This window comes from Bacillus altaicus, assembly GCF_042136375.2.
Lineage (GTDB): Bacteria > Bacillota > Bacilli > Bacillales > Bacillaceae_G > Bacillus_A > Bacillus_A cereus_U.
On record NZ_CM143394.1, the window covers coordinates 4,623,412 to 4,637,178 of the forward strand.

The window sequence follows — 13,767 nt, forward strand, 5'->3', positions numbered from 1 at the left end:
AGAGCACTGCTTCTTTTTAATGCTTTCAAAATAAAAAAATCAGAACTTTCCAACTATCTTTTTTAATATTTTTAAATTATAATAAATAGTAGTAATCTATTCCAATTATCAGGGGGCTCATACATATGAAAGCTGCAGTAAAACATAACATTTCAGATTTTAAAGAGTACTTAAAATCAAACGATATATACATGGAAGAAAATATAGATGAAAATGATGGTTCGGTACATTTTTCAGTAGGATTAGAAACAGAAGCTGGCGCAAAAATTCAACTTATCGCTGCTTTCCAAAGCGAACATCCTGCTGTGGATATATACTGCTTCAATGTTGCTCTTGTACCTGATTCAACATCAAAAAATGACATTTTACATGTCATCAATGAATTAAACACATCTTATCGATTTGCAAAATTCACGCTAAACAAACAAAATGCAATTGATATTTCAACATCTCTTGCATTCTCAGAACCAAATTTTAATCCCGCACTTGTCTTTGAACATACGAGAATGCTATATAAACTGGCAAACGATGAATATAAGAACTTAATGAAAGTTATTTGGGCGTAAATAAAAAGATGGTGCTACAAGAGCACCATCTTTTTATTTCGATATCATATCAACCCACATCTTTATCGCAGTTCCTACAATTAAAGTAGACAATACGTATTGCAAAACTTTTTGATTCACTCTCTTCCCTACTCTCACCCCAAGCGGAGCGGCAAATAAACTTGCTATCGCAACGATAAGAGCCGGAATAACAACTATTTGTCCAGTAATCACTTTCCCAGTAGTAATTCCTATCGAGGAAATAAAAGTAATAGCAATAGAGGTTGCTATTGTCGTACGTATCGGTAGTTTTAAAACAACTAGCATAATCGGGACTAAAAGAAATGCACCACCAGCCCCAATAATGCCGGAAACACTTCCTACAATCAACGCTAACATACTAGCTAGCCATTTATTATACATAGGTCCTTCTGAATCTTTACAGTCGTTTCGCTTCGGTATAAACATCATAACAGCCGCAATAGTAGCTAATATTGTATAAACAACATTTACAGCATGCTCATTTAATAGATTTGCACTAAAGCTTCCTACAAAGCTTCCTATTAATATACTAGCTCCCATATACACAACTAACGTTTTATCCATATCGTTACTTTTCCGGTACGCCCACGCGCCTGCAAAAGTTGCAAAGAATACTTGAATCGCTGTAATACCACTCACTTCATGTGATGTATATCCAGCAAACCCTAACAATACCGGAATGTATAAGATCATCGGATAATTAATAATTGCCCCGCCAATCCCAACCATTCCTGAAATAAACGAGCCTATAAACCCAATAATAAAAAGTAGTACTGTTAAACTCATATTGTATCCCCCGCCTTCTAAAAAGAAGGTGATTTAAATAAATAAATTCACATTCCCATCCGAAGCATCTGCTAAATATGCACCTACTCCTGCAAACTCTACCCCTTCCATAATCTCTTCCTCTTTTAACCCTAATAAATCTACTGTCATTTGACAAGCTACAAGCTTAACCCCTTGTTCTTTCGCCATATCAATTAAATCTGGTAAAGGCATCGCATTATGCTTCTTCATAATGCCTTTAATCATCTTTGGCCCCATACCAGCAAAATTCATTTTTGATAATCCCATCTTATCAGCGCCGCGCGGCATCATTTTTCCAAACACTTTCTCTATAAACGTTTTCTTCACTTTCACATGCTCATCTTTCCTAAGGGCATTTAAACCCCAGAAAGTATGAAAAATAGTCACCTCTTGATCGTACGCCGCTGCACCATTTGCAATAATATAAGCTGCCATCTCCTTATCATAATCTCCACTAAATAAAACAATCGTCGTTTTCTTCTGTTGTTCCATGATATTCTCCTCCTAATTACCTATAGGGGTATTTAAAAAATTATTAAAAGGCTCAAATTATCTAGCTACACCCGATACTACTTTCCCCCTTACAAAGCGTTCATACCGCCTGAAACATTTATAATGCGCTGAAACCCCAATTTTTTTAATACTTTTGCTGCTTGCTTACTTCTCATCCCGCTCTGACAAATAACAATTACTTCCTTATTTTTATCTAACTGATTTACTTTACTAGCTAACTCATTTAGCGGGATATTCTGAAACCCCTTCATATGATTTCCTCTATATTCACCTACTGTACGAACATCGATAAATTGTTTTCCCTTTTTTCCCACTATACCCTTTAATTCTTTTCCATTTATATTTTGAACATCTTTCACCGGTAACAAACGCGAAATAACAAACCATGCAGCAAGTACAATGAAAAGCGTACTTAATATTGTATTCATATAACCACCCTCTCCGCATTTACAAAACTAGTTCTTCACTACGCCTTCTTAATCCAAAACTTCAGCACATCGTCTTCTATATTATGCTTTACTATTTCATGACCGCCTGTTTTTGACCATGCTGGAATATCCTTTACCGACCCTTTATCTGTTACATGTACTTCTAGCACTTCTCCAGATTGTAAAGTATCCATCGCTCTCTTCGTTCTTACAATCGGCATCGGACATGCTAAATCTTTCGCATCTAATACTTGTTTTATATTCATCATCTATTCCTCCAGTTTGTTATTTTATAATGAATCATGAACTGCACAACGATTTGGACCAATCTCCATTTCACGCTCTTCTTCCACACTCGGATGGATTTTCCCCATATTCGTTTGACGAATTTCTTGATAAGCATTCGGCTGAGGTGGTAGATTCTCCGTTACAATTTTGCGGAATTCATTCTCATCTTTAATATTTAATCCTGCATTCACTTCAAACAATTGTTTTAAATTAGCACTCACGATCCCATTTTCATCCATTTCACTTATTTTTGAGTAATGAGCTGGTAAAACAATTAACTCTTGAGATAATTCCTTATAGCGCTTATATAATGTATTTCGTAAATCACTCACCCAGTCTTCCGCCTTCCCGGCAAGATCGGGACGACCAATTGAATCTACAAATAAAATGTCACCTGATAATAAATACGTCTCATCTACAATAAATGATGTACTTCCAATCGTATGCCCCGGTGAGTATAACGCGCCAATATTAATTTGGGTACCCCCTACCGTAATAACAGTTCCTTCTACTAGCGGTTCGTACGAGAAAACAACTTCCTCCGCATCTTTTGGAGGTAACCAATACTTACCACCAACTTTTTCAGCCAACTTACGCCCACCTGAAATATGATCTGCATGTAGATGTGTATCCATTACATTCGTAATAGTAACTCCGTGTTCTTTTGCAAAATCTTCGTACGCCTCAATCGTTCTCACCGCATCAATGACTGCTGCTTCACCATTTGAAACGACCATATAAGATAAGCAGCCTTTTCCAAGACGATTAAATTGATATATACTTCCCCCGCCCTGTACATCCCCTACCTTTACCGGCTTCACATACTCACTCCAAGCTTTCATCCCACCAGCTAAATAAAGAACATTATTGAAACCAGCATCTAACAATTGCTCTGCGACAAACTGAGAAGAGCCCTCTTTCGCACATACAACTAAAATCTCTTTCTCCCGCGGTAATTCATCTACAATATGTTCTACACCATCTAATAAATCAAAATACGGTTTATTTATAGAAGAGATTTGTTTCCCTTCAATTTTCCACTCTTCATAATCCGCTTCATTACGAACATCTAAAATAAATAACTCTCCGAATAAAACTTTCTCTGCGACATCTTTTGCTTGTAACATCTTAGCGACCATTCAATTACCCCCATAGGTATATTTTCGTTTAAAAAAATTTATTTTTCCATGTTCCCTTGCCACTCTAACATACCTGGAATGACATTTTTCACGTTTGAAAAACCTTTTTCTTTCAACGTTTGACACGCTATATCACTACGATTACCAGTTCGGCAAACAACATAAATAGGTTTCGCACGCTCTAACATAGCACTATCTAATTCACCTAACGGCACCGAAATTGCGGATGGAATATGACCAAAGACGAATTCTGCTTCTTCACGAACATCTAATACAGTGCACTCTTCACCATTTAATAATATATTTTGCAATTCCCCATTCGTAATTGTATGAGGATACTTCACAACTTCATTTACTTCATTTTCGTGGGCTTTTCGTACATAATGCTTTAATATATCTCCCTCTTGTTTCGTTCCAATATATTGATGCCCTACTTTACTTGACCAACTTTGTATATCTAGCGTAGAACCTTTATCCGTCGCCTCTATTTCAATAACTTTCCCTGCTGCCAACCCTTCCATCGCCTTTTTCGTCTTCACAATTGGCATCGGACAAGCCAATCCTTTACAGTCTAAACTCGTATCCACTTTTATACTCATAATCATTTCCTCCCTAATCATTACACTTATACCTGCAGGGGTATATTAAAATGTTTTTGAAAATCTGTCAACACATATGTTTGACAGATTATCGGCTTTTTACAAGTAATTGAACAGCTTCTTTAATTAACTCTTCATTTGAGCCATTACCTTTTTCAAACTGCTCGCGCAAACATTGCTCTAAATTTGTTCCCACAACGAGTCCAATTGTACGATCTAGCGCAGAACGGGATGCAGTTAACTGTGTAATAACATCTCGGCAATCTTTTCCCTCTTCCATCATGCGAAGCACACCACGAACTTGACCTTCAATACGTTTCAATCTATTTTTCATATCTTGATTATATTCCACTGTAAACCACCTCCGTAATTATAACTATATTATACATTACTTTGTAACTTTGTATAATATCATATACCCTTAAGGGTATATTGTAAAGCGGTTTGTTTTTTGTAAAACCTTCTAGGGTATAGTAAAAATGCACTACATTGTAGTCCATCTAATTTATTCTCTTTACCCTTTTCTAACTCTTGATCGACAGCCTTTACTGACTAATAATAATAAAGTTGTTTAATTTTAAGGGTGTGAATCCGCATTGCTACGCTGTTAAACTGTTCCATTTCAATAACAAAGTTGTTTAAAAATACGGTAGTGTATAGTTTATAATGAAGTGTAGACAAATACTGTTCGACTTATTAAATTATTTAAACTTTGAAATAGAAGATATAAAAATAGCCTACATTTTAAGGAATATAGGCTAAGCAATATAAGTTAATCTGTTATTAATTTTGAATAAATACTTAGATCAATAAACTTTTCATTAGATTTTTCACACTTTCTCATTGTCCCTTCGAATGTAAAGTTTAACTTTTGTAAGACTTTTATTGAATTAATGTTTTCAGATTCAACTTTTGCTTCTATTCTATTGAATTCTAAAGTACTAAACGCATAATCCATTAAAGAGAGAATGGCTTCTGGCGCATATCCCTTACCCCAAAAAGCTTTACTAATATCGTAACCAATTTCTGCTTTGGCGTTTTTGAAATCAAATGAATTATAACCACAAGAACCGATAATTTCATTTGATTCTAATTCAATTATCGAATAACGAATAGCTCTGTTTTCCCGAGATAGCTTATCAAGCATTTCAATCATATCTACCGCTTGGCTTTCATCAGTAAAACTATTGATATTCATAAATTTTGTAACTTCTGGATCAGACCAAATTGTAAACATGCTAGCTGAGTCTGATGCTTTCATTTTTCTTAAAACTAATCTTTCGGTTTGTAGTTCTGTAATCAATATTTTTACCTCCATTATGTTTTTATTTTGGGGTCAAGATATTGATATCTGCGCATAGTTCAGTCCCTTCGTGTTTCAAGATAATATTATTATAAAAGTTATAAAGGATGAAACAATAACTTTTATAACTTTGGTTATGTCACAGTTTATGATAACTGCGTAATAAAGAAAAATGAAACGACCGTATTGTGATTTTTTAAACATCTTTAATTTTATTCTTATTTTCCGTTCGTTGAGAGCAATTATTTTTTAGTTGCTGTATTTCCCATTGCAATAGAAATTCTATTCCAACTGTTGATTTGATTGATTACCAAAACAAGGTCAACATATTGTTTCTCGTCATAGTGTTCACGTACTCGCTTATATAGGTCTTCAGGAACTCTTTTAGTAGGAATTAGAGTAATATGCTCAGATAGTTCAAGAGCAACTTTCTCTTCAGGTGTATAAAAATCACATTCATTCCAAGCATTCAAACAATAAATTCGTTGTTCGGTTTCACCCATCTTACGAGCATCGGATGTATGCATATCTATGCAGAAAGCACAACCGTTAATTTGAGAGACTCTAATCTTTATAAGTTCTCTAGTAATTCGATTAATTGTAGACTTCTTAGTGTACTTCTCCATATCCATCATAATTTTCATGCCATCAGGTGCAACACCATAGTAGGAAATTCTTTGACTCATAAGGCAAGACCTCCTTTAATTTTAAGATACTTATAATTATAACGTCACACGAACATTTGTGCTAATATTTTGTTTGTAAGGCATTCGAAATCAAAGAGAATTTCAGTTGTAGACAGTGTAATTAGTTGTTTCATGGTACGTAACTATCGCAAATGAGTAACCGTATTTTTCAAACAAATATTTTCACTTTTAAATTACTTTATTATTGCCATCAGAAGAAATTGAATAACTTTATTAATTTTTAAACGATTTTATTATGACCAAACATTTACTAACCTCTCTTTGTTAACAAACCCTTGAATAACTTCGTCACCAATAACGAACGTTGGAACAGCCTGAATTTCTACTTCTTTCATAGCATGTTTTATAGCTTCTTGATGTATTTCTCGGTATTTTCGTGATAGTAATGCCTCTTTAAATACATCATGCGAAAGGCCTACTTCCTCCGCCAGTTTTGTTCACACTTCAATATTTTTTCTTCTTGAAAAAATGCAACAAATACTCTATGATGAAATTCATTTCCTTTTCCCTGTTCCTTTGCAAATTAATAACCTTCAAATGCAAAGTGCGTATACGGACGCGATAAACGAGGTGATTTCATTTCTATTCCTAATTTTTTAGCAGTAGAATGAATGAACGAGCTCCAAGCTTCTATCACATAAGGCAATGTCCATGGATTAACTTTAGGATGCGGGATAGGGCGTAATTCAAGTGGCATCCATTCTATTTCTACATCTTTTTCCTTTGCAACCCCATCTAAAGGGGCAGTAGCTAAAAAACAAAATGGACAAATAAAATCAGAATAAACTCTAATTTTCACTGTCATATACATTCCTCACATTTCTTTTTATCCCATATTTGTAACTATACGAGCTTCAAACATGGGGATACTATGACTAATACAATATATCTACTACAAAAAATTCATTTCATTTACGAACGAAAGAATCAACCGTTTTATTATCATACTTCCTATAATCTCTTTGTAAAACTATAATCCATCCCTCCACCTAAAGCTTCAGCTGTATCACCAGTTTCTCTAAAATCATGTGTATAAATTTGTTCAAATGAACCAAAATCTACTTGTTTATAAAATTCATAACAAGGGAATCCATCATGCTCTCCTTGAATATCGATACTACCATCCTTTTTAACACATACAGTTAATAAATAATCCACAGGAGGTGCATATATATTTAATGGATTACTTGCACTGGCACTCATTTTGAATTGGACACCATCAGAATTCCATGCAATATGAGTACACACAATATTTTCAGTACTCGCTTTTCCTGTTCTTTTATTCACAGAACCATCTGGATTTGTAATCTTCTCTGTCGTAATACCCGTGTTTGCATATGAAAACACTTCTTCTTTATAAAAGTCCACTACTACCTCTTGCTCAACTCTAGAGCGCATAGTATTTACCGCATGTGGTGTAAATTCACGTGAATCACCTTCGAATTGGATTACTTTTCCTGTTTCCATATCCTTCTTAGCTTCAGTCCAAGACATTGGAATAAATACACTGGCTCTAATTTTAACGATATTAGTCATAAGAAACACCTCTATAATTTTATTTTAGATACTGCATAATATTGAGTAAAACAGACCACAATTTCGCTCCCATAATCAATAGCGTTCTCTTTTGCTTTAGCTACTTCCTTCTTAAAAATAGCGCTATATTTATATCTAGATTGTCGTTTTAAAGCTATATTCCATTTCTCCAGCTAGTGCTGCTGGGGTATCACCCGTTTCTCTGAAATCATGTGTATATATTAATTCAAATGAACCAAAGTCTATTTGTTTATAAAATTCATAGCAAGGGAAACCATCATGTACACCTTCAACATGCACAGTACCACTTTCATTAACTCGTATAGTCAAAAAATAATCAGCTGCAGGTGCTGCCGCGTTTAACGGATTACTTGCACTTGCTCTCATTTCAAATGAAACTTCATCTTCACTCCATACAATATTTGTACATGCAATGTTTTCTGTACTTGTTTCTCCTTTTTGATACTCAATTGAGCCATCTGGATTTGTAATTTTCACAGTAACGATACAAGCATCTGCATATGTGAAAATTTCTCTTTTATAAAAATCAATATTCACTTCTTGTTCTAATCTTGAACGCTTTGTATTTACAGCGTATGGTGTAAATTCACGTGCATCTCCGGCATATTCGAACACTCTTCCTGTTGCAGGATCCTTAATAGGTTTCAGCGAAGCATACGGTGCAAATACACTCCCTCTAATTTTAACGATATTAACCATGTGAAACCTCCATTGATTCTATTTATATAAATCATTATTTGTTCTACCACTACGATATAGTCAATTTGATTGACTATATCTCGTATAGTACAATAGATTTTACCTATAGTCAATTTAATTGACTATAGGTAAGGAGGTTATTTATATGGATCATCAAACATTTAACGAATTAGATCTCACTTCACTTTTATCATTATCCTTCAGCACATTAATTACTGAACTACATGACAAATTAAGTGAATTGGGATTTGAAGATATTAGGCCAGCGCATGGTTTTATGTTCAAACGCATCCTTCCTAATGGAGCAACCGGTATAGAACTAGCTGAATATTTAGGGGTTTCAAAACAAGCCATAAGTAAAATGGTAGATTCTCTTGAGAACAGTGGTTATGTCACACGCCAAACGCACCCTACTGATAAAAGAGGTAAAATCATTGTTTTAACCGAGCGTGGTTTAGCAGTAATGAAAGCAAAAGAAGAAATAGTAGCTGAAATAGAACAACGATGGATTGCAAATATAGGTGCAGAACGAATGCAAATGCTTAAAGAGGATTTAACAACATTCGTTACTAAAGAAAATACAGGAAAATTATCATCGAGCATACGACCTGTTTGGTAACCAAAAACTCCATATAAAAAACGAATCTATTTTGAAAAAGACTAATCAAAATGGATTCGTTTTTTACAGTTGATTAAAATCATTGATTCCTTTAAATTTTGTTTTAAATATATGAGATACCCATATTTTATATATTATATAATTCCATAACTCTCTGCACGATCAACTCTGCCGTATTCTCTGCTGGCGGCATCAACAAATTTGTAACCGGCCCATACACGACAGGGTTTAATTCCACTTCATACCCACCATATGCAAACTCTTCTTTTGTCGGTAAGTAACCAATATATCCATTCGTATAGCCACCAAAGAAAGCTAGTTCATTTTGAAGACTCTCTTTCATTTCTAAAGCAGTTTCTGAAAAAGGTTCCATCGGTATTCCAGAGAATATCCCGTCATTAATTTGAAACAATTGAATTTCTAAACCAATACTTAACTGCTGAATGTTTTTCCTATGCTTATCTAAAACGATAGTAAGCCATTCTTCAGTATTCACACCCCACTGCTTCTCAGCTAATTGGGCCATTCTTTTTAGCTCTTCAATTTCTGGAATATCCTTTAACTTCATTTGCATCATCGTCGAAATAGTTCTTAGATTTACAATCGTGCTATATGTAACTGTTGGTAATATCGTTAATACATGTCCACTGAGTACGTAAGCCATTTGTTTTAATGCCTCCTGTGAACCACGATACTTCGCATTCACATTTCCAGTGGCACCTTGAACAATAATAACAGGACAGTTTAATATTTTCTCCAGAATCTCTCTCGTCATTCCAGGATAATCCGCTGATAATACATCGCTATCTCCTTTTAAAACATTTGGATGAGCAGTGCAAAATACAACGATCCCAGCTAACTCCTTTGATTCAGCATTTCTCATCGCTAAAACACCAATTCGTTTATCTACAATACCCTCTATATTTATGCCCATCTTTGCTTTTCCATCAGGCGTCCGTTCTCTTCGGTTTACTCCAATATCACCTGTCGTAACACCCCATCCAACTTCACATGACCTCATGTTGTTATTTGCAGCAACAGCACCCTGCACTACATTATTTAGTAAAATCGTTTTATACGACTTTACTAAATAATGATCACCGACTGTTTCCGGACCAGAGTGTGTATGTGTATAAACAACTGTTATTCGCTCAACTGGCACATGAAGCTCACTCGCTACTCGTTCACGAATAATATTCGTATCTTCTACTAACATCCCGATATTATCAATGCTTATAAACGCAGTCTTCATTTCATCTTTTTCAAACACAAAGACCGTCCCGTAAATACGCTCTTCAATATTATTAATTCCTGTATCTCTATGATATCCGATAAAATCAATACCTAAAGGCGGCGTAATATCCACCTTGCATACCCCTATTTTGCTCATTTGAATTGCTCCATTTCTATATATAACTCCCTTTCTTCAAGAATAGCATATTTAACTTTGTTCCAAATAAAAAAAACGGACACAGTATTCTATGTCCGTTCTTTCCATCACACATACTTCCGATGCACCATCTTCCCATCATAAGAAAACACAACGCCCTTACTCTCCACAATGGACTCCATATGCACCGTTCTTCCCCATAGCTGATGAAGATACGGTAATACTTTTTCTAAGTATTTTAAATCGAGCTCGATTCCTTCATAGCTATGTTTAATGTACAATTCCCCATTCTTTAAGTAGTCTCCATCTTCTACTACTAAGTACGGGAAACCTCCATTTGTGCGCATATTTACGAGTTGATCGCGTACATGTTCCCACTCTTTATCAATTACTTTATATTCTTTTCCTTGGCGCTGGAATAAGTACATATCTTCTCTCATTACAAGTTTTTTATTTAAATAGTTTCTTAGGAACGATACATCCCATTCAATTTCCCGTACTTCAAAGATTTTCTCGCGACCAGAACCAGGCTTCACACCACGCCTTTTCATTTCTTCTGTCGGATTGTTGTAGCGTTCTTCAATATCTTCAAACATTTTAATACCGAGGTAGTACGGATTAATACTTGTTTTTGATGGCTGTACGACACCTGCATTTAATTTCGCAAATTCAATTGCTTCACCAGATGTTAAGTCCATTTCACGAAGTATGCGTTGATGCCAGTAGGAAGCCCAGCCTTCATTCATGATCTTCGTTTCAAGCTGTGGCCAGAAATATAACATTTCCTCGCGCATCATCGTTAATATGTCGCGCTGCCACTCTTCTAGCTCACGGCTGTATTCTTCAATAAAGAGGAGTAAATCTTTTTCTGGTTGCGGAGGGATTTTCTTCTTTTTATGCATATTAGGTCGTTCTCGTGTTTTATTTCGATCATCTAAATTCCATAAATCATCGTACTGTGATATCTTTTTCTTTTCTACATCCTCTTCTAAATCTTCAATACTCCATGCAAGTTTCGGGCGCATAAGTGACGGGTCAATATGTTCTTGAATGGCAAGTACGGCATCTAAAAATGTTTCTACCTCTGCCTTTCCGTACTTATGCTCATATGCTTTCACACGATCCGCTGTCGCAGCCATACTTTCTACCATGTCTCGCTTCGTATTCGAAAAACGAATATTATTTTTAAAGAAATCACAGTGCGCTAAAACGTGCGCTACGATTAGTTTATTTTGAATTAAAGAATTCGTATCTAATAAAAAGGCGTAACATGGATCAGAGTTAATAACGAGTTCATAAATTTTACTAAGTCCCAAATCGTATTGTAATTTCATTCTGAAAAATTGCTTTCCAAAACTCCAATGTGAAAACCTCGTCGGCATCCCATATGCACCAAATGTATAAATAATTTCCGCTGGACATACTTCATAACGCATCGGATAAAAATCAAGCCCAAATCCAGTCGCAATTTCCGTAATTTCCGCAATCGCATATTGCAGTGCTTTATCGTCACTTGTTCTCATTATTTTCCCTCCTTACACTTTCCCTTAAGAAAGTGTATGATGGGGAACAAGCTTTCATGAGGATTGATTGCATAATAAAAAGACACCCCCGCAAAAACGAGAATGCCTCTTTCCAATTAACCCTCAATAATCTCCATCTTCTCCGTAATCGGCGTACGAGCTTTTCCTTCTGGTGCTTTATCGAAATAGCCGATGTGAAGAATTCCAATGATGCGTTGACCTCTTGTTAAACCGATTCCTTCTATAAATAGTGGATTATAGTTTAATCCACCTGATTTCCAAACACATCCTAAGCCGCGCTCCCAAGCAAGTAATTGGAAGTTTTGCATAAATGCACATGTTGCAGCGTAATCTTCGTCACGTTGAATTTGACGCGGATCTTCATTAATGTAAACAACGATTTGTGCAGGTGTGCTTAAGAAACGGTCAGATAAAATTTTGCCGCGTTTTGCTCTTTCTTCTTCTGTGAAAGAGTTTAATACTGCGTCTACTAATTTCTGACGGCCTTCTCCAATGTATAATTTACAATTCCATGGTTCACGGTTTTTATGATTCGGTGCCCATGTTGCGTCGTTTAATAGTTCAATTAATAGCTCTTTTTCTACTGCTTTATCTGTAAATGTACGCACAGAACGTCTTTCTTTAATAACGTTTGCGATGGAAGTATATGTAGTCATATTTTTCTCTCCCTTATTTTCATCTATATGTATAATTCCGTTATTGATATTGATTTTCAATTTCGATTATAACCTAGTTTTTCACTATTAATCAATGTTTTATGTTGGAAAACAGTTAAAAAATTAATTTCTCGTTGTGAATAAAAAAACTTGGTGTGTTCACAAGTTTTTCACATTTTATGGAAATGATATGTGTAAGTTTTCCACATTACCCATCTAGGAGGAGTTTACATGTATAAGAAAATCGCAGTAAGTATGACTATGGCAGCATTATTATGCGGAGTGTCTGTTTTCCCTGCTTCCGCTGCCCCGCCAAAAGAAGTAACAATGCATCATCATAAACCAATCTCAGAGGAAGAAATGCATTCTCTCGAAAAACTCGGCTATAACAAACATGAAATTTGGAAAGCTGCCCACATTGCAAGAATAAGTAAAAAAGAAATTAAGGACGTTTTAGCTTACTATAAGCAAAATAAATCTTGGGAGAAAACAGCCGAGCATTTCGGTGTAGATCCAAGTAAATTGAAAAAGCATCATATGAATAAGGAAACGAAAAAAGCACTACTGCAAAAATTAGCAAATATGCAAAAGTCCACACCAGATGGACTAAAACAAAAAATGAAAGAGTATAACATAGGCTTACGTCAGCTCACAGTATTAACAATCATCGCTCAAAAAAGTAATACTTCTCTCGATGATGTACTGAAAATGAAAAAAGATGGGATGGATATTAAACAAATTGCGGAAAAATTAAATGTTAAAAAAGAAGATATACGGACAGAAATGATTAAATTAGTGAAGTCTATTAAAGAAAAGAAAACAAATTAGCCTGCCAAAAAGGAAGAGATATTCAATACTCTTCCTTTTCTTTATGAACTTTCAATTTTCAAGTATAAATTCCCGCCTTTCCCAAAAACTAACATAAATAAAT

Annotated in this window: 17 protein-coding genes and 1 pseudogene; 3 read left to right on the forward strand and 15 right to left on the reverse strand. The window is 35.1% G+C overall.

From position 1 onward, the window contains the following. Window positions 1-125 precede the first annotated feature (125 nt). Window positions 126-566, forward strand: a complete 441-nt coding sequence (locus ACE38F_RS23895; protein ID WP_002010734.1) for a hypothetical protein — start codon at window positions 126-128, stop codon at window positions 564-566. Window positions 567-599: 33 nt separating this feature from the next. On the opposite strand, the gene ACE38F_RS23900 is transcribed toward ACE38F_RS23895, so the two are convergent. From ACE38F_RS23900 to ACE38F_RS23955, 12 genes and pseudogenes are all read right to left on the reverse strand, one after another. Continuing rightward, complete coding sequence (locus ACE38F_RS23900; protein WP_215555319.1) at window positions 600-1,373, reverse strand: sulfite exporter TauE/SafE family protein; 774 nt, start codon at window positions 1,371-1,373, stop codon at window positions 600-602. 33 nt (window positions 1,374-1,406) lie between these two features. Next, on the reverse strand, window positions 1,407-1,886 hold the full coding sequence (locus ACE38F_RS23905; protein WP_375371119.1) for a DsrE/DsrF/DrsH-like family protein: 480 nt from the start codon (window positions 1,884-1,886) through the stop codon (window positions 1,407-1,409). Between the two features lie 89 nt (window positions 1,887-1,975). Further along, window positions 1,976-2,335: a rhodanese-like domain-containing protein gene (locus ACE38F_RS23910; RefSeq protein ID WP_215555317.1), complete on the reverse strand. Its 360-nt coding sequence runs from the start codon at window positions 2,333-2,335 to the stop codon at window positions 1,976-1,978. A 38-nt stretch (window positions 2,336-2,373) separates the two neighbouring features. Continuing rightward, window positions 2,374-2,604 carry a sulfurtransferase TusA family protein gene (locus ACE38F_RS23915; RefSeq protein ID WP_341307627.1) on the reverse strand — a complete coding sequence of 77 codons (231 nt, stop codon included), beginning with the start codon at window positions 2,602-2,604 and terminating at the stop codon, window positions 2,374-2,376. A gap of 21 nt (window positions 2,605-2,625) precedes the next feature. Next, complete coding sequence (locus ACE38F_RS23920) at window positions 2,626-3,762, reverse strand: MBL fold metallo-hydrolase (protein WP_375371118.1); 1,137 nt, start codon at window positions 3,760-3,762, stop codon at window positions 2,626-2,628. Between the two features lie 38 nt (window positions 3,763-3,800). Further along, entirely contained in the window at window positions 3,801-4,361 is a 561-nt protein-coding gene (locus ACE38F_RS23925; RefSeq protein WP_341307629.1) for a sulfurtransferase TusA family protein, read from the reverse strand. Between the two features lie 88 nt (window positions 4,362-4,449). Beyond that, complete coding sequence (locus ACE38F_RS23930) at window positions 4,450-4,713, reverse strand: metal-sensitive transcriptional regulator (RefSeq protein WP_002159198.1); 264 nt, start codon at window positions 4,711-4,713, stop codon at window positions 4,450-4,452. 420 nt (window positions 4,714-5,133) lie between these two features. After that, complete coding sequence (locus ACE38F_RS23935) at window positions 5,134-5,664, reverse strand: GNAT family N-acetyltransferase (RefSeq protein ID WP_002159200.1); 531 nt, start codon at window positions 5,662-5,664, stop codon at window positions 5,134-5,136. 242 nt (window positions 5,665-5,906) lie between these two features. Further along, window positions 5,907-6,350 carry a carboxymuconolactone decarboxylase family protein gene (locus ACE38F_RS23940; RefSeq protein ID WP_375371117.1) on the reverse strand — a complete coding sequence of 148 codons (444 nt, stop codon included), beginning with the start codon at window positions 6,348-6,350 and terminating at the stop codon, window positions 5,907-5,909. A 254-nt stretch (window positions 6,351-6,604) separates the two neighbouring features. Next, window positions 6,605-7,176 (reverse strand): annotated as a pseudogene (locus tag ACE38F_RS23945) (DsbA family oxidoreductase). Window positions 7,177-7,322: 146 nt separating this feature from the next. Next, complete coding sequence (locus ACE38F_RS23950) at window positions 7,323-7,907, reverse strand: DUF3238 domain-containing protein (protein ID WP_375371116.1); 585 nt, start codon at window positions 7,905-7,907, stop codon at window positions 7,323-7,325. Between the two features lie 135 nt (window positions 7,908-8,042). Continuing rightward, window positions 8,043-8,627, reverse strand: a complete 585-nt coding sequence (locus tag ACE38F_RS23955) for a DUF3238 domain-containing protein (protein ID WP_375371115.1) — start codon at window positions 8,625-8,627, stop codon at window positions 8,043-8,045. Window positions 8,628-8,772: 145 nt separating this feature from the next. Here ACE38F_RS23955 and ACE38F_RS23960 point away from each other — a divergent pair, with 145 nt between their 5' ends. Continuing rightward, window positions 8,773-9,246: a MarR family winged helix-turn-helix transcriptional regulator gene (locus ACE38F_RS23960; protein ID WP_078179826.1), complete on the forward strand. Its 474-nt coding sequence runs from the start codon at window positions 8,773-8,775 to the stop codon at window positions 9,244-9,246. A 127-nt stretch (window positions 9,247-9,373) separates the two neighbouring features. Here ACE38F_RS23960 and ACE38F_RS23965 read toward each other — a convergent pair whose 3' ends face one another. From ACE38F_RS23965 to ACE38F_RS23975, 3 genes are all read right to left on the reverse strand, one after another. After that, window positions 9,374-10,636 carry a neutral/alkaline non-lysosomal ceramidase N-terminal domain-containing protein gene (locus tag ACE38F_RS23965; protein ID WP_375371114.1) on the reverse strand — a complete coding sequence of 421 codons (1,263 nt, stop codon included), beginning with the start codon at window positions 10,634-10,636 and terminating at the stop codon, window positions 9,374-9,376. Between the two features lie 107 nt (window positions 10,637-10,743). Then, window positions 10,744-12,159, reverse strand: coding sequence for a stage V sporulation protein SpoVR (spoVR, locus tag ACE38F_RS23970; protein ID WP_375371113.1), 1,416 nt, complete (start codon window positions 12,157-12,159; stop codon window positions 10,744-10,746). Between the two features lie 116 nt (window positions 12,160-12,275). Beyond that, a complete protein-coding gene (locus ACE38F_RS23975; protein WP_341307635.1) occupies window positions 12,276-12,836 on the reverse strand; it encodes a nitroreductase family protein in 561 nt (186 codons plus the stop codon). A 231-nt stretch (window positions 12,837-13,067) separates the two neighbouring features. Here ACE38F_RS23975 and ACE38F_RS23980 point away from each other — a divergent pair, with 231 nt between their 5' ends. Further along, window positions 13,068-13,664 (forward strand): hypothetical protein, encoded by a 597-nt coding sequence (locus ACE38F_RS23980; protein ID WP_215555307.1) that lies wholly within the window; start codon window positions 13,068-13,070, stop codon window positions 13,662-13,664. The last annotated feature ends 103 nt before the right edge of the window (window positions 13,665-13,767 follow it).

Coding starts and splice junctions, on each gene's coding strand:
- ACE38F_RS23955 (WP_375371115.1), bottom strand. CDS start 8,627: ATGGTTAATATCGTTAAAATTAGAGGGAGTGTATTTGCACCGTATGCT.
- ACE38F_RS23975 (WP_341307635.1), bottom strand. CDS start 12,836: ATGACTACATATACTTCCATCGCAAACGTTATTAAAGAAAGACGTTCT.
- ACE38F_RS23905 (WP_375371119.1), bottom strand. CDS start 1,886: ATGGAACAACAGAAGAAAACGACGATTGTTTTATTTAGTGGAGATTAT.
- ACE38F_RS23950 (WP_375371116.1), bottom strand. CDS start 7,907: ATGACTAATATCGTTAAAATTAGAGCCAGTGTATTTATTCCAATGTCT.
- ACE38F_RS23980 (WP_215555307.1), top strand. CDS start 13,068: ATGTATAAGAAAATCGCAGTAAGTATGACTATGGCAGCATTATTATGC.
- ACE38F_RS23920 (WP_375371118.1), bottom strand. CDS start 3,762: ATGGTCGCTAAGATGTTACAAGCAAAAGATGTCGCAGAGAAAGTTTTA.
- ACE38F_RS23895 (WP_002010734.1), top strand. CDS start 126: ATGAAAGCTGCAGTAAAACATAACATTTCAGATTTTAAAGAGTACTTA.
- spoVR (WP_375371113.1), bottom strand. CDS start 12,159: ATGAGAACAAGTGACGATAAAGCACTGCAATATGCGATTGCGGAAATT.
- ACE38F_RS23965 (WP_375371114.1), bottom strand. CDS start 10,636: ATGAGCAAAATAGGGGTATGCAAGGTGGATATTACGCCGCCTTTAGGT.
- ACE38F_RS23900 (WP_215555319.1), bottom strand. CDS start 1,373: ATGAGTTTAACAGTACTACTTTTTATTATTGGGTTTATAGGCTCGTTT.
- ACE38F_RS23915 (WP_341307627.1), bottom strand. CDS start 2,604: ATGATGAATATAAAACAAGTATTAGATGCGAAAGATTTAGCATGTCCG.
- ACE38F_RS23910 (WP_215555317.1), bottom strand. CDS start 2,335: ATGAATACAATATTAAGTACGCTTTTCATTGTACTTGCTGCATGGTTT.
- ACE38F_RS23960 (WP_078179826.1), top strand. CDS start 8,773: ATGGATCATCAAACATTTAACGAATTAGATCTCACTTCACTTTTATCA.
- ACE38F_RS23940 (WP_375371117.1), bottom strand. CDS start 6,350: ATGAGTCAAAGAATTTCCTACTATGGTGTTGCACCTGATGGCATGAAA.
- ACE38F_RS23925 (WP_341307629.1), bottom strand. CDS start 4,361: ATGAGTATAAAAGTGGATACGAGTTTAGACTGTAAAGGATTGGCTTGT.